Genomic DNA, 20,870 nt, shown 5'->3' on the forward strand with positions numbered 1-20,870 from the left:
GCTGTGAAAGCTTCATACTTTCAAGACGAATTGACTTATCTGCGAGAGAGCGGTCGGCTTTTTTCCGAACGCAATCCGCGGTTGTCAAAATATTTGTCTGATGCCTCCACGGATCCAGACGTGGAACGGCTGCTGGAAGGCTTTGCGTTTTTAACGTCAAAATTGCGCGAAAAGTTGGATGATGAGCTTCCAGAGCTTACCCATTCACTTGTGCAGCTGCTTATTCCGAATTTCCTACGGGCGTTTCCATCAACCACACTTATGCAGATGGTCCCCGTCGAAAAAGCGATTACAGAGCGTCAGGTATTGCCGTCAGGCTCGCAGATCTTGTCTCGCCCAGTGGATGGTATTGTCTGTCCCTTTCAGACAACAGCAGACGTAACGGTCTATCCGCTCGATATTGTCGATCAGGATGTTCAGCGTTCTCGCGAAAGCACTGTTCTGACATTGCAGTTCCAGACATTGTCGGGCCTGCCTCTGTCCCGGCTGAGTTTTAATGACCTACGTCTATGGATTGCTGGCGATGAAGTCGCCGCCCAGATGCTTTATTTGTGGATGGGCCGATACCTGAAAGACGTCACGGTTTGCTTTCGTGCTGATGGGGACAATGAAGACGGTGTTAGCCGTTACAAGCTTCCAGCCTCAGCACTGCAGCCAGGTGGTTTCGGCGGCTCTGAAGCGTTGCTGCCCAATGAGAATTCTGCTTATGAAGGCTACCGGCTCTTGCAGGAATACTTTGTCTTTCCTGCAAAATTCCAATGTTATGATATTGACGGATTAGAGCCCTTTTTCCGCAATCGTGAAGAAACAGATTTCTCATTAGAGTTCACTTTTTCCAGACCTTTGCCACCTGATGTGAAAGTGCGTCCGGGAACGTTCCGCCTCTACTGTGTTCCAGCAGTGAATTTGTTTGATTATGATGCTGAGCCGATGAAGATCGATCATAGTCAGATGCGGTATCCAATCCGACCGACAGCAAATGGTCGTGGTGCCATAGACATCTTTTCCATCGATCGGATTATGAGCTGGCGTGCAGCGAAGGATCCAACAAGTGGTTCTCATCTGCGTGAGTATCCCTCGTTTGAATCTTTCCATCATGAGGTCGAGCGTGCGGATGGTCTAACTCAGATTTATTATCGTTTGAGACTTCGCGAAGCGTTGGGCAAGCGCGGTATGGAGCATCTGGTTTCATTCGTGCGCCACGATAATGAGCGCGCTATCCCGGAACATGAAGTTCTCTCTGCTGATCTGAAGTGCTTCCATCCCAAACATGCCATGGAGTTGGGCGCAGGTGATGTGCGTGAGCCAACAGGTGAAACGCCGAGCTTCGTGACATTTAAGAACCTGAGCCAGCCCAGTGCACCAGTCTACCCACCGCTGGATGGATCGCTTTACTGGAACCTGATCTCTAATCTTTCTCTTAATTACGTTTCATTGCTTGAAAAAGAAGCTCTGAAGACCGTGATTGCGACCTATGATTTTCAGGCTCGCCTGAACCGGCAGGACGAGCGTGTCAGTAAGCAGCGTATTGATGGCATCATCTCTATCGAAACCAAACCAGTCGACAAGTTATTTCGAGGACAGGCCGTTCGAGGTTTGAAAACTGTCATGTCCCTCAGCGAAGACGCGTTCCAGAGCGAGGGCGAAATGTTCTTGTTCTGCAGCGTGCTCGCAGAATTCTTTTCTCTCTATTCAAGTGTCAATTCGTTCCACGAACTCATCGTAAATGGAACACAAAACAATGAAGTCTATCAATGGCCAGCGAAAATTGGGCGACAACCTCTGATTTAAGAGGCGACCTACAGTTTAATGCTCGCAGCTGGTCATTCTTCCAAGCTGTTGAGCTGATCCAGCGTTGTTATGATGAGCGCAATGAAGTTGGTACGCATCTTTTGCCGAAAGATGAGAAGATCAACTTCAGCGTCATGCATTCGCTTGGCTTTCCGCTGTCTGATATCGCCAGCATTGAAAGACAGGGTGATCAGGAGACGAACGTCGAACCGGTCGACTATGTCGATTTTAATATGGAAGTGACGTTTCTCGGCCTGCACGGTTCAAGCTCGCCATTGCCCTCTTATTATCAAGAGGTCATAGCCAAATATGATGCACAAGGCTCCTTGATGAAGGGGTTCTTTGATTTCTTCCATAATCGTCTGGTTGGCCTCTTACACCGTTCCATGCGCAAGTACCGCTTCTATGTGCGTTATGAGCCGGGTGCGTTGGATCCATTCTCGCAATGGGTGTTCTGCGTTTTTGGATTATCAGATCGGGAGTCGCGGCAAAAATCACCCATCAACTGGGCACGCTTGCTTACGTTCGCAGGCGTTCTGGCGTCTCGCAATCGTTCACCTGCTGCGATCGCAAGTGTCGTGTCTCACGCCTTTTTTCATAAAGAAGTGGAAGTGGAGGAATGGGTTCAACGAAGAGTGGATATTCCCGAAGGGCAACGCTCTGAGCTGGGCCAGCACAACATGTTGCTCGGTGAAGACACCATTATTGGAGATAGCGTTTCTGATATCTCCAGCAAATTCAATATCTTCATTAAGAATTTGAGCTTTGAACGTTTTCAGGACTTCCTCCCTCATGGACGAGACTACAAGGCCTTGCGAGATCTGGTGGAATTCATGCTGCGTGATCAACATGCCTATGACATCAAGTTGGAACTGGCGGAAAACCAAGCTTCACCGGTCATGCTTACTGACGAATATGAAGGACGACTGGGTTGGTCAACCTTTCTGGACAAGGGTGATGGACGCTCGCGCGAAGTCCTGATCTCTGCGCGGTTGTAGGAGGGTGGTATGAAACTGGTCCTGGTCATCAACAACACGTCTACGCTTGAAAACGGCAGTAAAGCCACTGCCACATTTGACAAGGCAGGTGGAAACATCGGCTCTGGTGAACAGTGTCACTGGCAGCTGCTGGACCGCCGCAACTCTGTTTCTCGTGAGCATGTACGCGTGTTTTTTCAAGACGGTGTTTATTGTGCGGAAGCCGTGAGTGATGAAGGCATCATCGTAAATGGTTCCAATCGGCCAATCCCAACGGGTCAGAGATTTCGTGTCTCTGACGGTGATGTCTGGAAGGTTGGGGCGTTCAAGTTGACCACTTATGTGGTTGCTGAAGGCAGCGAACTGGAAGACCAAAGCGAGCAGTGGGCAGGCCGGTTTGCAGCCATAGACACAATTGTGTCCGGACGCTTGCAGGACGAAGACGAGCACACACAAGATAACATCGAATACATCCTCGCGGACCGGTTGGAGAGTGACCTCAGTGAGGATTTCTTCGCAGGCAATCAGCGGGCAGGGGCCCTTGCATGCGATCCTGTAGAGGTTCTTGACCAGCAGGATGATGAAGGCCTGCCGGGCAATCAAGACCCGCTCTCTCAATTAAATCATGACAGCAAGCCCGACCAACAAGAGTTGGACGAGGACTTATTGAGCACTCTGGGGCTACAGCCTGAAAACAGCGGTAAGGCACTGGGTGTGGATGATCCTCAAGCACATCACCGTTTGATGGTCATGCCCCAAGCAAAAGGAAACCATACAATGACCAATACAGGTACAGAGCCGGTTGATCCGGATATGGACAGCTATCTTGAGTCTCTGACGAACTCGGGCGGGCAAGAAATGTTGGTCAGCGATATTCAGGAGACCGAAAGTTGGCATGGTTCTGTTGCTCTTTCTGAATCCGGAGAAGAGGGCATGGTAGATCATGTGGTGCTGCGACCTCTTCTGACAGCACTGGGACTACCGGCTGGCAACATGAGTCTGCCTGAGGCAAACCGTATCACTCAGGATGTTGGCGCAGCCTTGAAAACGGCAATTGCTGGGTTGATGGCCATTCATACGCAGCAGTGGGAAGACCGTTCGTCAATGAACGACACTCACCTGCATCCGGTGGAAGATAACCCGATCCGACTGGCTCAAAGCCCTGAGCAGGCGATTGAGGACCTTTTGCTTGTTCAAAGCCCAGTTCATTTGAACGCTCCCTCTGCCATTGAAGAGAGTCTGATGCAGATTGAACTGCATGAGAAGGCAAGCCGTATTGCGGCGGATGAAGCTCTGGAAGCGGTTCTTCTCGGCCTTTCTCCTGAGAACCTGAAAAACCGGTTTGCACGCTACAAAGGACATGCCCCGCGGACAGGCGATCTGGATTGCTGGAATTGGCAGATGTACGAGCATTACTACCAAGAAATGCGCTCTGGTCGCCAACGCGGATTGACGCGCATGTTCTGGGAGATCTTCCGGCAAGTCTATGACCGCGAAATGCGGAGCCAGCACTTGTATGCAGCTGAGTGACGTTTGATGGCTAGCGAAGATTTGAAGGTGTCCAGCTTTGGGAAGAATGAGGCGGTAGGCATACGATGAACTGGGGTTGGACACTAAACGCGCTCCTGCGAAAGAGCTCTCATCTTGCCTTTGCACTAGCTGCTCTGCTGGCGTTGAGTGCATGCGAAGCACAGAAAATTCCTGAGAAGGTTTTCAAGGTTGTCATGGATCCAGGCATTCCGGTTGGAGAGCCTAAGGACCAGCCGACACTGATTGATGTGACCATCTTCTCAGAACCAGGATCGAACAAGAATGATCTGGGCGAGAGCGTGCCGATTGATGTTTGGGTCTTCCAACTGGGTGACGATGGCAAGTTGCTGCAGTCCTCTTTTGAAGAGGCAACCGAAGACTACGAGAACGCTCTTGGAACCACCTTCATTGATGTGAAGGAGGTTCAGGTCATGCCCGGTGAATCCAAGGTCGTGAGTGAGCTTGAGTTGGATGAAGACACGGTCTTCATTGGCCTTGTGGGCGGCTACGCGAAGCCTGAGAAAGTCGATTGGCGCGTCGTTGAGCAGGTCAAGCCCAAGGGAGAAACTTACAAGCTGCTTGCTGTCATCAGCAGAAAAAAAATTATCACGAACCTTCATCGGTAGGTTTGAGAGCAAATAGGTTTATTTAGATTATGTCACTGCGAAACCATGTAATTTGGCGGGATGGCCTGTTTTTGAAGCCCCACCATTTTCAGCAGCAACAACGATATTTAGAACATCTTATCCGCTCTCGCAGCGAGGCGATTGATCCTTATCAGCACGGGGTAAGCCGGTTGGAGATCAATAAGGAAAGCCTGCTGCACGGTAAGTTGCTGGTTGACTATGCGCTGGGAATTTTCCCTGACGGTACAACGATTGATGTACCTGGCGAAACAATGGCGCCTGCGCCTTTGGATGTGAGCGGTGAAAATGTAGTCGGGCAGACGGTATATCTGGCTTTGCCATTGCGCTCAAATGGTGTTCCCGAAGTAGAAGACCCGCTCAACCCTCAGGATGCGACTCGAATGCGTGCGTTCTCTCAGGATGTGCGCAACAACACCAGTTCAGATTCTGAAGCGTTTCTGGTGGATGTGGCTCAGTATCGCCTGCGACTGATGCTCGAACGTGAAGACCGTTCTGCCTTCACGTGTCTACCTCTAACGCGTATCCGGAACAAAAACTCAGACGGTAGCGTGGTGCTGGATGATGAGTTTCTACCAATGGCCTCAACCATTGATGCTCAACCCCGCCTGCGTAAAACCCTTGATGATCTCGTAGGACTGCTGCGCCAGCGTGCCTCTCACATTTCAAGCCGCATGGGTACACCGGGTCAGCGAGGTGTCTCGGATGTTTCTGACTTCCTGATGCTGCAAACGATCAACCGTTTATGGCCGGAATTCCGGCACATGTCCTCCCTCAAAGGCGTGCACCCAAAAGAGCTCTATAAGATGTTCTCTGGGGCGGCCGGAGAGTTGGCAACGTTTACGCATGAACAACGCATGCCAACAACGTGGCCAGCCTACCATCATGAAGAACCGCAGATTTGCTTCGATCCAGTGATTAGCTCTTTACGCCAGTCGCTATCGACCATCTTTGAAGCAAACGCAATCGCACTGCCGCTGAACAAGCAGAAGTACGGCATCATCACGTCTCCGCTTAGTGATCGGTCTCTTTTAAACTCAGCAATTTTTGTTGTTGCAGTGAAAGCCAGTATGGAGCTGGAAGAACTGGCAAAGTCGTTCCCGGCGCAAACCAAGGTGTCGTCCATTGAGCGAATTCGCGAGTTGATCCATCTGCATTTGCCCGGGGTCGTGCTTCAAAGGCTTCCTTCTCCGCCACGGCAACTGCCATATCATGCAGGGTTCTCCTACTTCCAGCTGGATGCTAACTCAGCAGGTTGGCAATACATTGAAAACGCGAGTGGTTTTGCCTTCCACATCGCGGGTGAATTTGCTGATTTGCAGCTGCAGTTCTGGGCTATCCGCAATGAAAGGACGACATGATGAGTGAAGTTGCAAATCTGTTTGACTCTGGTGATCCTGAAGTTGTTGAAGACGCGCCAATTGCAAGTGCTGAAACAGTGCCTCAGAATTTGAAGGATGTTTCTCCAAGGCCAGTGCAGCACATCAGTTTCCCCATGCGTGGACACAGCATCAATAAAATCATTGATGCAAGCCAGTCCTTACTTGCCTTGATTTCACGCATTCCGGAAGTCTCTGAAAACAACAAGTTGGACTACCTGCACAAGGATGTTCGGGCTGAGATTGAATCCCTTGAGCTGGAGCTTCAACGTGAGGGTTTTGATCGTGCCACCATTCTGGCGCACCGCTATTGCCTGTGTTCTGCAATTGATGAGGCGGTGATGTGCTCTCCCTGGGGGCAGAATTCCGACTGGTCCGAGCGCAGTTTGCTGGCGTTGTTTCATAGCGAAACCTGGGGCGGTGAGAAATTTTTTATAGTTCTCAGTCGTCTGATGAGGGATCCGGTTCGTTACATTGAGTTGATTGAGTTCCTGTATTTACTGCTCGGGCTTGGTTTCGAAGGCAAGTATCGAGTGATGCACAATGGCAAGCTGCAGCTCGAAGAAATCATGCGTGATGTTCACCACGTCATCCGGCAGGAGCGGGGTGAGGGGAATTTCGAACTTGGTCAATCAGAGAACAAAGTGATTGAGAAAGCGCATGTCGTTCATTGGCATACACCTGTTTCTCTTGTTTGGATTAGCCTTTTTATTTTATGCGCGCTGACCTACGCCGGGTTTTATTGGCAGATAGACCAATACACCGATGGGGTCGTCACTCAGCTGCGTGAAATGCTTTAATTTTGGAGATCGAGTATGGCTCGACTGGAAATCAAGGCGCTGATTGAGCGTCTCAACCCATGCTGTCGTCAGGCAATTGAAGAAGCTGCCAGCCTTTGCGTTTCGAACTCGCATCAGGAAGTGACAATTGAGCATTTCCTCATTTCTCTTATTTCACAACCTGCGGTGGATATTAGATTACTGGTACAAAGCCAGAATGTGGATGCAGACAAGTTGAACGAGGCCCTTCGTGCAACGTTCAACCGATATCGCAGAGTTGAAGCTGATCGCACGCCAACGTTCTCACCGCTGCTTCAGGATCTCTTGCAGGATGCATGGTTGATTGCCTCCGTTGAGCAAGGTGAGAAAACCGTCCGCTCTGGTGCTGTTCTCATTGCCCTGCTCAATGAGCGTGGCCGTTATATGCAGATGGACTATTATCCGCTGCTCGAACGCGTCTCATCTGATGTTTTGCTGCGCGATTTCGAAGCGTTGACGGCTGGCTCTTTCGAAAAAGATCATCGTGCCATGCCGGGGGCTGCATCAGGTGCAGGAGAGGGGGCAGACGGTTTCCTTCAAAAATACGGCACCAACTTCACTCAGCTGGCGAAAGATGGAAAGATTGATCCGATCTTCTGCCGCGATAATGAGATCCGCCAGATTATCGAAATCTTGTGCCGCCGCCGTAAGAACAACCCAATTTGTGTTGGTGAAGCTGGTGTAGGTAAAACCGCACTGGCCGAAGGTCTTGCCCTGCGCATTGCGAATGGTGAAGTCCCAGCAGATTTCGCCAACGTCTCCCTTTGGGGGCTGGATATCGGAGCGCTGCAAGCTGGCGCATCTATGAAGGGTGAATTTGAAAAGCGCCTGAAAGGTGTTATCGACGAAGTCCGCTCCAGTCCTGAACCGATTATCCTGTTTATTGATGAAGCACACACTCTGATTGGAGCCGGTGGTGATCAAGGTGGTTCTGATGCTGCGAACCTGCTGAAGCCTGCTCTGGCCAGAGGCGAGCTGAAAACAATTGCCGCAACAACATGGTCTGAGTACAAAAAATACTTTGAGAAAGACCCTGCACTGACCCGTCGCTTCCAATTGGTGAAGTTGGATGAACCGACCATTGATGAAGCGATCATCATCATGCGTGGGCTCAAAAAAGCCTACGAAGATGCGCACGGTGTTTACATCACCGAAGAAGCGATTGGCGCTTCTGTTCGCCTTGCAGCGCGTTACATCACTGGCCGCCAGCTTCCAGACAAAGCGATTGATGTGCTGGATACAGCCTGTGCGCGTGTGCGAGCTGGGGCCAATACGCCTCCTGTCGAACTACAAGATGTTGAGCAAAGCCTCCAAACCTTGAGCTGGGAAAGAGAAGGCCTGGAGCGCGACCAGCACACAGGCCCATTGGAGCCTGAGCAATTAGAGCGTCTCAAAGCCATCGCAGACCAGTTGAATGAGCTTGAAGCACGTAAGGCGGAGCTTTCGCAACGTCTGGAAACGCAGGTTTCCTTAGCTGAAAACTTCATTTTTGCCCGCGAAGATCTGTTTCAGAAGCAACCTGAAACACTCGACGAAGACGCCTTGGATGAAGTCCGAGCAAATCTTGCAAGCCACAAGAATGCGCTGATCGCAGAAGCTGGGGCAGAGCCGCTGATTTCGGTAGAGGTTGGACCTTCAGAGATTGCTGCAATCATAAGCGATTGGACAGGTATTCCGATCAACTCCATGGTGCAGGATGATTACCATCGTCTACTGACCCTTGCTGAAACTATGAAGAAAGCAATCAAAGGTCAGGACCACGCCATTGATGCCATTGAAGCTCGCTTGCGCGCATCGCGGCTTGATCTTCACAAGAAAGGCCAACCGCTTGGTGTGTTCTTCCTTGCTGGACCTTCCGGCGTCGGAAAAACAGAGACAGCCCTTGAGGTCTCGCGCCGATTATTCGGTGGCGAAGAGTTCATTACCACCATCAACATGTCTGAGTACCAGGAGCGTCACACGGTTTCCCGGTTGATCGGCTCACCTCCCGGTTACGTCGGTTATGGAGAGGGTGGTGTGCTGACAGAGGCCATTCGTAAGAAGCCTTACTCTGTCGTGCTGCTTGATGAAGTGGAAAAAGCCGACCCGAACGTGCTGAACTTGTTCTATCAGGCATTTGATAAGGGAGAGCTTGCTGATGGGGAAGGGCGCCTCATCGATTGCCGCAATGTAGTGTTTTTCCTGACCAGTAATCTTGGTTCAGACCAGATTGAGAACTGGGTTGCAAGTGCCGAAGATGGTCAGGTTCCAAGCCATGGCTCGATGCTGAAATCTCTTACACCGCTCTTTGCGCAGCACTTTAAACCCGCACTCCTCGCGCGGATGGAACCATTGGTTTACCTGCCACTATCTGAAGAAGTACTGGCAGACATTGTGCAAATGCGTCTTGCTGATCTCATCCAGCTCTTGAAGGACACACAGAAGGTTGCGCTTTCCATTAGTGAAGAGGCCTATGAGCGTGTAACGCAAATGTGCCGAGTGGCCTCTAATGGTGCCCGGCTTGTCGATCAGGTTATTCAACGCCAGCTATTGCCTACGTTGTCTATTGAGCTGTTAGAAGCTGGCCATCGCGGTGAACAGATTTCCGCGATTGCCATTGACAGCCCGGAAGGTGAAGACGGCTTCACTTTCGCAGCGGCCTACGAGGCAGATGCTGACGAGGAACCAGCCGAAGGCCTCGCTTTGGAAGAGGCGCATTAGTATTGATATGGAGGCATCTTCTACAACAGACGCTCTGATGACATTGATGACGTGCAGGTCAGAAAATGAACTGCGCGCCATGATGTTGAAGACTGTGTTGGCGTCAACCAGAGCACAAGCTATCGCTGTTTACTTGCCAGATATTACTGGTCGTAAGTTGATACCTTTTGCATGTGATGGCGGGCTACCGGTAGCCCGCCTTCCACAGCTTGACAATGAAGTCGGCACCGAGCGCTTCCGTGAGCTGGATGTCTTGCAGACTGAGCCATTCTATTTTGGGAAGACGCCATCTTCTGCGAAGACACAAGATCTGAGCTCAGCTCTGTTCTGTCGTCATGGCTCTCTCGTTGCCCATCGGATACTGCTGGAAACGTCAGAAGGTCATAACGCATACAATCAAGTCTACGTTTTCCTGCTCGCTTCAGCGGGTAGTACTCCAAGACTTCAGGAGGAGCACCACACGCTGCATGTGTTGTGGCGCTCATATTTCCACCTGTCCCCTTTGCTTGTCTCTCTGGAGAACCTGCTGAAAACCGAAGAAACGCAGGTTGAAAAGTCGAAGCACCAAAAAGGGCAGGTCGACTCCATGCTCTCAGATAACCTCGTGGGACGCTCACCGCAGATAACCCAGGTTAGAGAGAAAATCGCCCAATACGCACAAAACAAGTACGCGGTTTTGGTGCACGGGGAGACGGGAACAGGCAAGGAAGTCGTTGCGCGATCCTTACACCGGCTCTCACAATTTTCTGATGGACCTTTCATTGCAGAAAATATTGCAGCTCTGCCAGAGAACCTTATTGAGAGCGAGTTGTTTGGCTATAAAAAGGGTGCTTTCACCGGGGCAACTGAAAACAGAGACGGTCTTGTAAAAAGAGCTTCTGGCGGGACATTGTTCCTTGATGAGATTGGTGATCTCTCGATTGATCTTCAGGTCAAACTGCTTCGTATTCTTCAGGAGAAAAAGCTTCGACCGCTGGGAGGAAGTAAAGACGAGCCTGTCGATTTCCGCCTCATCTGTGCCACCCATGTTGACCTGAAAAAAGCGATTGAGAACGGAAAGTTCCGGGCCGATCTTTTCTACCGTATCACGCAGCTCACCATAGACGTACCACCATTGCGCAACCGCGAAGGTGATAGAGTTCATCTCGCACGCCACTTCCTGCAGGAGATTGCTGTTAGTAACGCAGACACCTCCAAAGCACTGAGTGAAGAAGCCGTCTCCCTGCTGGAAACCGCAGAGCTGAAAGGCAATGTCCGTGAGCTGCAGAACTGCATGATCAAGGCCGTCTTTCTCGCTTATGACACTGACGAAATTTCAGGAAGTATTCTCAAACAAGCCATGAATGAGCAACTCGATACTGCTGTTGTGTCCGGGCCTCAGAGTAATTCTTTTGCAGGTGAGAACGGATACGATGATCTGTTACTGGCAGAAAAAGGACTTCGCACGGTTGTCTCAAACTTCGAGCTAGACTTGATACGGAGCGCGTATTCCCAGTTCAAAGGGGATCGGAGCAAAATGGCGGATTTCCTACAAATACCAAAACGTACCCTTGCCAACAAACTCAGCAAATTCAATTGTCCAACGATGGAATTCGACCATGAGAACTAGCAGGTTTGCTCACCCGATTTTTGCAACAGCGCTGGCCGGCCTGATAGCGGCTCCTAGCAGTATTTCTCTATCATCGACCTCTTATGCAGAAACGATCACCTTGGAAAAACAGGTGGTTGAAAAATGCACTCTCACCATTGGCCGGGTTAATCGTTTGTCGTGCTTTGACCAGTTGCTTAAGACCCCGCTTGAGGTCTTATCTGCAGGAGAACCCAATCCAGAATTCGTTGAGAATGTGAATGCACCTGCAGGCCGCTTGGAGCGACAGGCGAAAACGATGGAGCGAGTGCGATCTTCAGGGGATTTAACCTGGCAGTTTCGCTTTGGGGCTGTCGGACATCCCGCGATATTCAGGTGGGATGAGATCCAGGAAGAGAGCATGCCTGCTCAACCACTGGAGCAACGTGATGGGGCAATCCCTGAGAAGGCACAGGCACTGCAAACTGAACAAGGACAGCAACCGGTCATTCAGCCAGGTGAAACCAATGTCTACCTCAGTATGAAAGCTGTGCAGTCTGTTGATGCTGGTATCGAGAAAAAGCCTGCGATCTTGCTGCTATCCTGTGTTGAAGACATCACAACAGTTGCCTTGGTGCTTAATGAGCCACACGTTAAACGCCGGGTTCCAATCCGCGTTATGCTGCGCGATCAGCGTGTCGACAACGATGTCTGGCAGAGCGCGGAAAGCAAACGCATTCTTATCAGCCCGCGTGGATTGACCAGCATCGCACACATTAATCGTTGGGCCAACGTAGATCGGGTGCAGCTTGATGTTGTGTCAGATGATGGCTCGCGTGCCTACCTATTCGACTTGGCAAACCTTCAGGACATGCTACCGCCTCTTCGCAAGGCGTGTCACTGGTAGGAATTTGATTTTTTGAGACAGGCATTTTTCCAATGAAGCATAGTTTCCGTATTGCTGTGATACTGGTAACCCTCGGGTTTCTGACAATTCCAGCCTATTTGATTTGCGACTATCTCAATCTCATTCCTGATGAGTATTCCATGGTGCGCAACCTTGTCGTACTTGCGGGTGGTAAGATTGAAACGTTTAGAAGTCAGTTACCCATCCCCAAAGGCGTGCCTTACACCCCAATTGAGCAAACATCGGTATTTTACAATGTTGCAGCTGGTCTGAGTGCACTCTTCACTGTTTTTGTCGCAATTCCAGCGTTTTTATTGCTCGCATACATCGCCAGTTCAGCTTTCGCAGCAGTTAAGGCAACACGGCGAAACTACGTTTTGGGGCAGTTCACCAAAGCCGCAGAACTCCTTGAATCCGGGAATGGCGCTTTGCGTGAAGCCGGTGTTGTGATCCTTTCCGAAATCGCAAAGTCCAATCCAAATGAACACTTTCAGGACGTCTTGCAACTTCTGGCCGCTCACATTCGCAGCACAAGCTCTGCACAACGCTCAAACTTGATGGCGGGCAAAGAACATGCTCGTGCCCGCGGGGAGCTGATTGCATCAGTCCAAAAGGTATCTGAGCTGAGAAAGTTGCTCAGAAAGAAAGACAGAAGCATTCAGCTGGATCTAACCGGAGCATATTTCCGGGGTATGAAGAACAGTGGTGGTCTGATTGGCAAATCAAGCACACATGGCCCCGACCTGAGCTATTGCTTATTAACGGACAGTGTCTTCGACGACGCCGACCTCACCAACGCAAACTTCTCGCAAGCAAACGTAAACCGTGCACGCATAGAAGAAAAATGGAAAGCCTTATTCTCCGTAGAACAATGGGCCAGCGTCCAAGTCATCAACGAAAAAGGAAAAGTCATCCGCCCACCCATCACTTGATAGGTGAATGTCTTGGTGAGCGCAAAAGCATCATGAGTTAACGTCAATGGCATTAATAGCACACCTAAACTACCTCAAAGCTTCCGAAACAATGGCCCACTTGTCTGTTGGAAGTGTTTTGGGTGTCGTAATTTGAATTTTTGGGCCTACTTGCTTGTTTTTTAGAGAGCCAGTCAGCAATTTTGTTGCTTGGTCGGCGGCGAGCCAGCCTTGGAGGACGGGGAAGTCTACGACTGATGCGGCGATTTTGCCCGAGCGGAGGCCGCGTTTTACGGCATGAGAGTAATAGGTTGCGTAGATCTTTGGCTTTGATGCGCAGGGGATAAGGTTGATGAGGGACATGGCAGCTTCTGCGGCAGGGGCGCTGCCGACGAGGATGTCGTTGGGGCCGCACTCTGCAACAGCAGCTTCTACCTGCTGGAATTGATTGTGGTAGTCGCTGTCTGCTTCAAAGTTTTTGATGACGGTGATGCGATCAGATTTCAACCCTTCTCTAAGGCCTCTTTCTAAAATTGGAGCCCAACCAGAAGATGAGGGGCCTGACACCATTCTGACCGTGAACTGACGGTCTGGTCCTTTTGGCAAGTCGCTGACGATCTTCTCTCCCAGCATCTGCCCCATACGCTCCCAGGAGACAGCTATTTTTGCACTCAAATCAGGAGAGGCAAGATCGTTCACGAGGGCGATAACCGGTACTTGTTGGGCAGCCTTTGAAACAGCTTTAAGAAGCTTAGGCGCATTTGCACTGACAGCACCAATTAAGATTGCATCGTGTCCTTTGGAAACACAGGTGCGGATCTGTTCTACCTGACGGTCTAGATTAAGGTAGCCACCTGCTTCATGCCAATCAAAGCTCAGCTGTAGTTGTTTTGCCTTCTCCTGAAATCCAGAGTGAACGCTTATCCAGTATTCATCTTTCATATGAGGGACGAGAACGCAAACTGAGAAGCCTTTTCCAGAAGCCTTGGAGGGGTTGTATGTAGCCGATTGGGCAGGGCTTGAAAAATCAAACGGTATTTTGTGGGCTTCAATAGGTAAATCAAAGTCCTGTGCTGTACTTTGGCCTACAAATGAGAGGAGGCACAGCAATAGTGTTGCAGTCGCGATGATGCACTGGCCAAATTGAGTTACTGGAAACTTCATTGAATATCAGGAGCCTAAGGTGAGATTTGATAGACAGATTAAGCTGATCTTCTCAACACTTGCAGGCCTCTCCCTTCTTACCGCCATTCTGGCATTTGGAAGTGTACTGTATCTGAGCCAAACCTATCAGGCGTTGATGCAAAGCAATATTCGTCTGACCACGGCGAGTGGTGCATTGGGGCGTTCATCAGAAACAGTGGCCCAGCTGTCTCGCGAGTTTTCTCTTGCACAACATGAAGGTGAGATTATTCGCCTTGGCGGTGAGCTTGAAAGTGAAGCGGTTACCATACAGCAAAATCTGACCTCTGTTTCTGCTTTGGAGGCGACGAAGTTCAATACAACGGTTGTTCGTGATAACGCACTAGCTCTTGTTAAAGAAACACAAAACCTTCTTGGGTTGTCCCGCCAAATCAAAGCGTTCGATGTCCGGTTAAAAACCCTGAGCCGGGAGGGGCTTGAAGCACTGTCTGAACTGACAGTCATTGGTGATAATCTGGTTTCCAATGCGCGAGTGGGTGTTTCGATCGATATTACGTCTCTTTATGACCAGCAAAGTCAGGAAAAAAAAGAGCAGAAGCTTGATAAGCTGGTTGATGAAGATTTCTTTCTTTTGGAACGAATGATCGAATTCAGACAGGCCGCAATCACGCTTCAGAGCCTTTTGCAGACCGTACGCTTTTCCTTTGCGAAAGAGGAACGCGAAAAATTCCTGAAAGACGCAACTGCACAATTGAAGCGGCTTGAAGGGCGTGCCTTGCTCATTCGCGGTCCGGATTGGACCGCTCAGGTTGGGCGACGATTGAGTGAACTCAATGATATTTTCTCTCCCTCTGAACTTACAGAAATTCTGATGGGTGAGATCGATTTGCGGCAAAAGGCGCTCGATACAAGTAGAAGCGTGAGCATCAGGTCTCAGGAGCTGACTCGGAGTTTGGGATCTCTGATTGTTCTCAATCAGGAATACGCAGAAAGCCAACAAAAGAACCTGAGCGATAAGGTGGAATGGATCCTGATTGGCTTTTCGGGCCTTGTGCTGATTGTGCTTGGCATCGCAGCTTCCATATTCATTTTTGCCAATCGAAGAATTGTTGCACGTTTGCGATCCATCGCTTCTGGGGTGGTTGCACTTGCGAGAGATGATTTCACGCAGGCGATTCACAGAACCTCCCGAGATGATCTTGGGGGACTGGAGCGTGCGGTGGAAATTCTCTATGGCAAGGTTCGTCATAACCATCAGTTGAAGTTAGACCTGCAAACGAGCAAACGAGAGCTGGAAGACAAAGTTGAAGAACGCACCCAGCAATACTTAGAGGAAGCTCGACAAAGTGATGAAGCCCGGGCGCAGGCGGAGCAGGCAACACGGTCTAAATCTGAATTTCTTGCAGTGATGAGCCATGAGATCCGAACACCGCTGAATGGTGTGATTGGCATGCTCCGCCTTATCGAACATGACGTATCTGATCCAATCAAAGGTCGCATGACTATCGCACGAAAATCTGCGCAAGATCTTCTGGCGATTGCTAATGATCTGCTGAACTACGAGCGATACCGAGAAGAGCGCGTTGATATCAACAAACTACACTTTTCACTGGATGACTTTATTGCGCAGGTGGCTGATCTGGCAAAAACGGATGCGATAGAGAAAGGCCTGCACCTAGATATCAAAATCTCTCCGCTCGTCCCACGCGTTGTCTTTGGGGATGCATCCAAGTTGAGGCAGATATTGATTAACCTGCTTTCCAATGCAGTCAAGTACACTGAGTCTGGCCGGGTTTTTTGGGAGATAGATCAACGACCTAGTGAAGAAGAAGGCACATTCCTACTCATCTTCTCAATTACAGATACTGGCATCGGCATTGCAGCGGACCAGCTGGAGCACATCTTCGATGTTTATGAGCATCAACCAAACAGCTACGGTAGCAAACGCTTCAGCGCAGGTTTAGGGCTTACAGTTTGCCGCCGTTTAACCGAAGCGCTTTCGGGTATTCTGACCGTTGAAAGCGAACCTGAAGTCGGGTCTTGTTTTAAACTGATCGTGCCTGTTGAAGAAGGAGCACTTTCAGAAATTGCCAGTGATCAGGAGAATGAGATTGAGCAAAATTTGGGGCTGAGCGTGCTGGTCGTGGAAGACCACTCTGTCAGTCGCATGGTTGCTCGTGGCTATCTGGAAAAGATGGGATGTGAAGTCACCGAAGCGCAAGATGGAGCTGCAGCTTTGAAGGCTTATGAGGAAAAGCAGTTTGATGCTGTGCTGCTTGATCTGGACCTGCCTGATATCACTGGTGTTGAAACCGCCCGCAGAATGCATGAGCTTACAAGCGCCAATCAAAAACTCCCTCGATTGATTGCGGTTACGGCTCACAAACTCAGAGATATGAGTGCGCTGGAAGCAGCAAACATCACGCAGTTTGTTCAAAAACCAATATCTCCGAGCAATCTTGTTGCGGCTCTTCAAAACGTCAGTGCGGATAAACTGCTCTCAGAAGATATTGGTGACGCAGCTCCTTCTATCGATGCCGTGAAAACCGGTCTGATTGAGGACATTCGATACATGGGCGAGGACAATGTTATGGCCATTCTTGCCGACTTCTTCGCAAAGACACCCCAGGATGTTGAAGAGCTAAAGCAGGCTTTCGCAGCTGGTGACATGAAGATGTTAGCGCATCTCGCTCACCGCTTGAAAGGAGCTGTCTCCAACTTCAATCTTACTCGAAGCGTGCAATTACTTGGAGATCTTGAAGTGATGGCCGGAGACCTATCTGCCGATGAAATCACGCTTACTCCGGTATTGTCAATGCTGGATGAGGAGCTGAGCCATTTACAGGAGACGGCTTTACATCTCGGACTTAAACCCTTTGAAGACTGATCTTCTGATTGCTTATGGATCATCCCCGATGAACAAGTAACCCTCTCCATGAACGGTAATAATATGCTCTGGGTGAGGTGGATCTTGTTCTATTTTACGCCTCAAGCGGCCAACAAGCACATCAACGATACGAGTGTCAGACACGAATTGTCGATGCGTCACGGATTGGAGGAGACGTGACCGGGAGAGGACTTGCCCTGAATGCTGAGTGAAGGCATTTAACAGCTCAAACTCGCCGCGTGTCAGAACAACAGCTGTTCCATCTTCCTGTACGACCCGTCGGCGTTTGGGATCAAAAGTCCAGTTTCCAAACATCGTACATGGCTCAAGTTGCTGTGCCTGTGTTTTGCGATGCAGCCCCACACGATAAAGCAGCACTTTCACTCTGGCCAACAACTCGCGTGCATCAAATGGCTTGGTTACATAATCATCCGCGCCCATCTCAAGTCCGATAATCCGGTCGACCTGATCGCTGCGGCTTGTCAGCAAAATTATCGCGATATCAGATTGGGCACGTTGCTCGCGCGTAATCTGCAAGCCATCTTTTCCATCAAGGTTGATATCAACAAGCAGCAAGTCTGGATTGTCTCGTTCGATAATCCTTTCCATCTGATCAGCGTCTTCTGCTTCGCTCACAGTGTACCGCTGCTGGCGTAACAACGCGCCCAGGCGCTTACGGGTCACCAAATCATCTTCAACAATCACGATATGAAAAGTGTCACTCATGAGAGGACTTTACCGAACTCATCCTGATTACGATAGGCGGATTTACATTCTGTTACAAAATCGAACCATCCGTTCATGGGCTGCGTGGGACCTGTTCAATCAAATTTGCGATGCTTTTGAAAACACAGTCATTCAAATCGTAGGGAAGAAAAATGACTACTTTCAACGTCAGTCGCCGGTCAGTTCTCAAAGGTGGTTCTGCTCTGTTTGCATCAAGCTTGCTCAGCAGTTCCGCATTGGCTTCAATCGACCCAAATTCTCACAGCCGCCGCGTGTTCCATGCAACGCACTACGGTCCATTCGAGGCTATTGTAAGAGATGGCAAGATCTCTGGCATGGCACCAATGATCGAACTGGATGCTCGTCCCACTGAAATGCTGACATACGGTGTGATTGACCGGACCTATGATAAGACCCGAGTTCTTTATCCAATGGTGCGTAAATCCTATCTGGAAGGCTGGGAGACTGGCGAAATCAGACCAGAGCTACGCGGCAAGGAAGAGTTTGTCCGTGTAGATTGGGACACGGCTCTCCGTCTCACTTCCAAAGCTATTCTTGACACCATTGAGCACTATGGCAACGAAGGTATCTTCTCTTCATCTTACGGCGGTTGGTCTCATGCGGGCGTAATGCGGCCAAACGTATTGCAAGGTCGCTTCTTCAATCTGTTCGGTGGTTGTTCCATGACCGCAGGCGATTACTCCGGTGGCGCCTCTCAGATCAGCCTGCCGCATGTGATTGGCGACATGGAAGTGTATTCCGCACAAACTTCCTGGGAAGTCATTCGGGATGAAACCGAGATCTTCCTGCTTGTGGGCTGTGATCCGATTAAAAACAACCGTGTTGAATTCCGTGTTGCTGACCATGGCATGTATGCACATTGGGAAGAAATTCGCGACAACGGTGTGAAGTTCATCTCCATCAACCCGCAGCGCACTGCATCTGATGAATTCTTCGATGCGGAATGGCTCAAGATCATTCCAAACACAGATGTCGCCCTGTTCAACGCCATGTCCTACCACGTGGTGAAAAAAGATATGCACGACAAAGCCTATCTTGCAAAATACGCAGAAGGCTCAGACAAGTTCATCGACTACCTGATGGGTACAGACGATGGCGTTGAAAAATCACCTGAATGGGCTTCCTCTATAACAGGTATTTCTGCTGATAAAATCAGAGAGCTTGCGGAACTCTTCGCTTCCAAGAAAGTCGAAATTGCCGGTGCATGGTCACTCCAACGTGCTCACCATGGTGAAATGACACACTGGGCAATCATTAATTTTGCAGCACTGACTGGTAAAATCGGTAAGCCAGGCCAAGGCGTTGGTTTCTCTTGGCATTACGGCAATGGCGGTATGCCAACCTCTGGTAAATCGACACCATCCGGCTTGGCTCAAGGCCGCAATTTAGTCAGCGCAATTTGCCCGGCATCTCGTATTTCTGAAATGCTGAAGAACCCGGGCAAGGAGTTCACGCACAACGGTTCTGTGCGCACGTTCCCAACTGTTAAGATGATCTATAACGCTGGTAACAACTTCATGTCTCACCAGCAGGATACAAACGAACTGATCAATGCACTTCAGACAGTGAATACAGTTGTTTGTCAGGACCCTTGGTGGTGCGCATCCACACGTTGGTCAGACATTGTGTTGCCTGCATCTACGTCTCTTGAGCGTGATGACATCACATCCGGCGGCACTTACTCAAATGATCGCGTTTACGCCATGAAAAAGGTGATTGAGCCACTTGGTGAGAGCCTGAGCGATTACGAGATTTTCGCTCGCCTCGCAGAAATCTTTGTGCTCGACACTCAGTTTACTGAGAGCCTTGAATACATGGATCACATCAAAGCAGCCTACGCACGCAGTTCTGCGACCGAGAGCTTTGAAGAGTTCTGGGAAAAAGGCTATGCGCGGATGGATGTCCCTGTAGAAGCTCGCAAGTGGGTTCGTCATGGCGACTTCTATGAGGATCCAGAAGGACATCCACTGCACACGACGTCTGGCAAGGTGGAAATGTTCTGTAAGAGCATTGCTGAAATGGAGCTGGATGACTGCCCTGGCATGCCTGTGTGGATGGAACCTGCAGAGTATCTTGGCAACGCGAAGGAAGGCCAGCTGCATGTAGTGAGCCCGCACCCATGGTATCGCCTGCACTCACAGATGGGCAACTCCGAGCGCCTGCGTGAACTTTACATGGTGCAAGGCCGCGAACCTGTCCGCATTAGCGCAAAGGATGCAGAAGAGCGCGGTATTGCTGATGGTGACTTGGTAGAGCTTTACAATGACCGTGGAACCGTGATCGCGGGCGCGGTGGTTTCCGATGAAATTATGCCGGGTGTTGTCTCAATCTATGAAGGTGGCTGGCCGCAGGTCGATTCCAAAGGTCGTTGTAACTCTGGTTTAATCAACTTCGTAACTTCGTCCCGGCGCTCAAGTGGTCTCAGTCAGGCAACCACGGCAAACACCTGTCTGGTATCTTTGCGCAAATGTGAAGACCCAGAAGGTCCAAACCGTGCCTATGAACCACCTGCAATTCTCGAGGATGTAACTTTCTCCGCGGTAACAGAAGAAGCAGTGAATTCTGATCGCATCGATGGTCTTGTGGAAGCTCTTTACGCAGACATGAGTGAAGGTGAAAAACTCTTCTATCAACGCTGCACCGTGTGCCACGGCCCTCGCGACCCATCCCAATTCACACAGCTCCAGTGGAAAGGCATCACCCAATCCATGTTCCCACGCGCAGGACTAGAAGACACAGAAAAAGCCCAAGTCCTAGACTTCCTCCTCAAAAACGCAAAAGATGCCGGTTAAGTTAAGCGGCAGATCTTGAAAGAAAAAGGTCGGAGGCTCTCTGACCTTTTTTCTGTTGGTGTCCAAAGGCTGCGTCT

The 20,870-nt window shown here is 50.1% G+C and carries 14 protein-coding genes; 12 read left to right on the forward strand and 2 right to left on the reverse strand.

All coding sequences use genetic code 11. The features are described 5' to 3' along the window. Positions 1 to 3: 3 nt before the first annotated feature. From tssF to PsAD13_RS09825, 10 genes are all read left to right on the forward strand, one after another. Positions 4 to 1,791, forward strand: coding sequence for a type VI secretion system baseplate subunit TssF (gene tssF / locus PsAD13_RS09780; RefSeq protein ID WP_057462093.1), 1,788 nt, complete (start codon positions 4 to 6; stop codon positions 1,789 to 1,791). Then, positions 1,755 to 2,789: a type VI secretion system baseplate subunit TssG gene (tssG, locus tag PsAD13_RS09785; RefSeq protein WP_063297241.1), complete on the forward strand. Its 1,035-nt coding sequence runs from the start codon at positions 1,755 to 1,757 to the stop codon at positions 2,787 to 2,789. Before tssF ends, tssG begins: the two co-directional genes overlap by 37 nt. Positions 2,790 to 2,798: 9 nt before the next feature. After that, the gene (tagH, locus tag PsAD13_RS09790) at positions 2,799 to 4,298 is read left to right on the forward strand and encodes a type VI secretion system-associated FHA domain protein TagH (protein WP_063318019.1); all 1,500 of its coding nucleotides are present in this window, start codon (positions 2,799 to 2,801) and stop codon (positions 4,296 to 4,298) included. Between the two features lie 65 nt (positions 4,299 to 4,363). Further along, complete coding sequence (gene tssJ / locus PsAD13_RS09795; protein ID WP_063289819.1) at positions 4,364 to 4,924, forward strand: type VI secretion system lipoprotein TssJ; 561 nt, start codon at positions 4,364 to 4,366, stop codon at positions 4,922 to 4,924. Between the two features lie 29 nt (positions 4,925 to 4,953). Next, positions 4,954 to 6,303 (forward strand): type VI secretion system baseplate subunit TssK, encoded by a 1,350-nt coding sequence (tssK, locus tag PsAD13_RS09800; RefSeq protein WP_082830588.1) that lies wholly within the window; start codon positions 4,954 to 4,956, stop codon positions 6,301 to 6,303. Further along, positions 6,303 to 7,121: a type IVB secretion system protein IcmH/DotU gene (gene icmH, locus PsAD13_RS09805; RefSeq protein WP_208980635.1), complete on the forward strand. Its 819-nt coding sequence runs from the start codon at positions 6,303 to 6,305 to the stop codon at positions 7,119 to 7,121. Before tssK ends, icmH begins: the two co-directional genes overlap by 1 nt. A 15-nt stretch (positions 7,122 to 7,136) precedes the next feature. Then, positions 7,137 to 9,839 (forward strand): type VI secretion system ATPase TssH, encoded by a 2,703-nt coding sequence (gene tssH / locus PsAD13_RS09810; RefSeq protein WP_063318020.1) that lies wholly within the window; start codon positions 7,137 to 7,139, stop codon positions 9,837 to 9,839. Between the two features lie 37 nt (positions 9,840 to 9,876). Beyond that, the gene (locus tag PsAD13_RS09815; RefSeq protein WP_063292125.1) at positions 9,877 to 11,448 is read left to right on the forward strand and encodes a sigma 54-interacting transcriptional regulator; all 1,572 of its coding nucleotides are present in this window, start codon (positions 9,877 to 9,879) and stop codon (positions 11,446 to 11,448) included. After that, a complete protein-coding gene (locus PsAD13_RS09820) occupies positions 11,438 to 12,313 on the forward strand; it encodes a type VI secretion system-associated protein TagO (RefSeq protein WP_084404688.1) in 876 nt (291 codons plus the stop codon). The genes PsAD13_RS09815 and PsAD13_RS09820 overlap by 11 nt, the downstream gene beginning before the upstream one ends. A 32-nt stretch (positions 12,314 to 12,345) precedes the next feature. Next, positions 12,346 to 13,245 carry a pentapeptide repeat-containing protein gene (locus PsAD13_RS09825; protein WP_063318021.1) on the forward strand — a complete coding sequence of 300 codons (900 nt, stop codon included), beginning with the start codon at positions 12,346 to 12,348 and terminating at the stop codon, positions 13,243 to 13,245. A gap of 69 nt (positions 13,246 to 13,314) precedes the next feature. On the opposite strand, the gene torT is transcribed toward PsAD13_RS09825, so the two are convergent. Then, positions 13,315 to 14,388: a TMAO reductase system periplasmic protein TorT gene (torT, locus tag PsAD13_RS09830; RefSeq protein ID WP_084404689.1), complete on the reverse strand. Its 1,074-nt coding sequence runs from the start codon at positions 14,386 to 14,388 to the stop codon at positions 13,315 to 13,317. Positions 14,389 to 14,407: 19 nt separating this feature from the next. Between torT and PsAD13_RS09835 the strand changes: the two genes are divergently transcribed. After that, on the forward strand, positions 14,408 to 17,254 hold the full coding sequence (locus PsAD13_RS09835; RefSeq protein WP_063318023.1) for an ATP-binding protein: 2,847 nt from the start codon (positions 14,408 to 14,410) through the stop codon (positions 17,252 to 17,254). 12 nt (positions 17,255 to 17,266) lie between these two features. Here the strand turns inward: PsAD13_RS09835 and PsAD13_RS09840 are convergent, their stop codons facing one another. Continuing rightward, positions 17,267 to 17,980: a response regulator gene (locus tag PsAD13_RS09840; RefSeq protein WP_063318024.1), complete on the reverse strand. Its 714-nt coding sequence runs from the start codon at positions 17,978 to 17,980 to the stop codon at positions 17,267 to 17,269. Positions 17,981 to 18,132: 152 nt separating this feature from the next. Between PsAD13_RS09840 and PsAD13_RS09845 the strand changes: the two genes are divergently transcribed. After that, a complete protein-coding gene (locus tag PsAD13_RS09845; RefSeq protein WP_063318025.1) occupies positions 18,133 to 20,793 on the forward strand; it encodes a molybdopterin-dependent oxidoreductase in 2,661 nt (886 codons plus the stop codon). Positions 20,794 to 20,870: the final 77 nt, after the last annotated feature.

This window comes from Pseudovibrio sp. Ad13, assembly GCF_001623225.1.
Lineage (GTDB): Bacteria > Pseudomonadota > Alphaproteobacteria > Rhizobiales > Stappiaceae > Pseudovibrio.

Coding starts and splice junctions, on each gene's coding strand:
- PsAD13_RS09845 (WP_063318025.1), top strand. CDS start 18,133: ATGACTACTTTCAACGTCAGTCGCCGGTCAGTTCTCAAAGGTGGTTCT.
- tagH (WP_063318019.1), top strand. CDS start 2,799: ATGAAACTGGTCCTGGTCATCAACAACACGTCTACGCTTGAAAACGGC.
- PsAD13_RS09820 (WP_084404688.1), top strand. CDS start 11,438: ATGAGAACTAGCAGGTTTGCTCACCCGATTTTTGCAACAGCGCTGGCC.
- tssJ (WP_063289819.1), top strand. CDS start 4,364: ATGAACTGGGGTTGGACACTAAACGCGCTCCTGCGAAAGAGCTCTCAT.
- tssG (WP_063297241.1), top strand. CDS start 1,755: ATGGCCAGCGAAAATTGGGCGACAACCTCTGATTTAAGAGGCGACCTA.
- icmH (WP_208980635.1), top strand. CDS start 6,303: ATGAGTGAAGTTGCAAATCTGTTTGACTCTGGTGATCCTGAAGTTGTT.
- PsAD13_RS09825 (WP_063318021.1), top strand. CDS start 12,346: ATGAAGCATAGTTTCCGTATTGCTGTGATACTGGTAACCCTCGGGTTT.
- tssH (WP_063318020.1), top strand. CDS start 7,137: ATGGCTCGACTGGAAATCAAGGCGCTGATTGAGCGTCTCAACCCATGC.
- tssK (WP_082830588.1), top strand. CDS start 4,954: ATGTCACTGCGAAACCATGTAATTTGGCGGGATGGCCTGTTTTTGAAG.
- PsAD13_RS09815 (WP_063292125.1), top strand. CDS start 9,877: ATGACATTGATGACGTGCAGGTCAGAAAATGAACTGCGCGCCATGATG.
- torT (WP_084404689.1), bottom strand. CDS start 14,388: ATGAAGTTTCCAGTAACTCAATTTGGCCAGTGCATCATCGCGACTGCA.
- PsAD13_RS09840 (WP_063318024.1), bottom strand. CDS start 17,980: ATGAGTGACACTTTTCATATCGTGATTGTTGAAGATGATTTGGTGACC.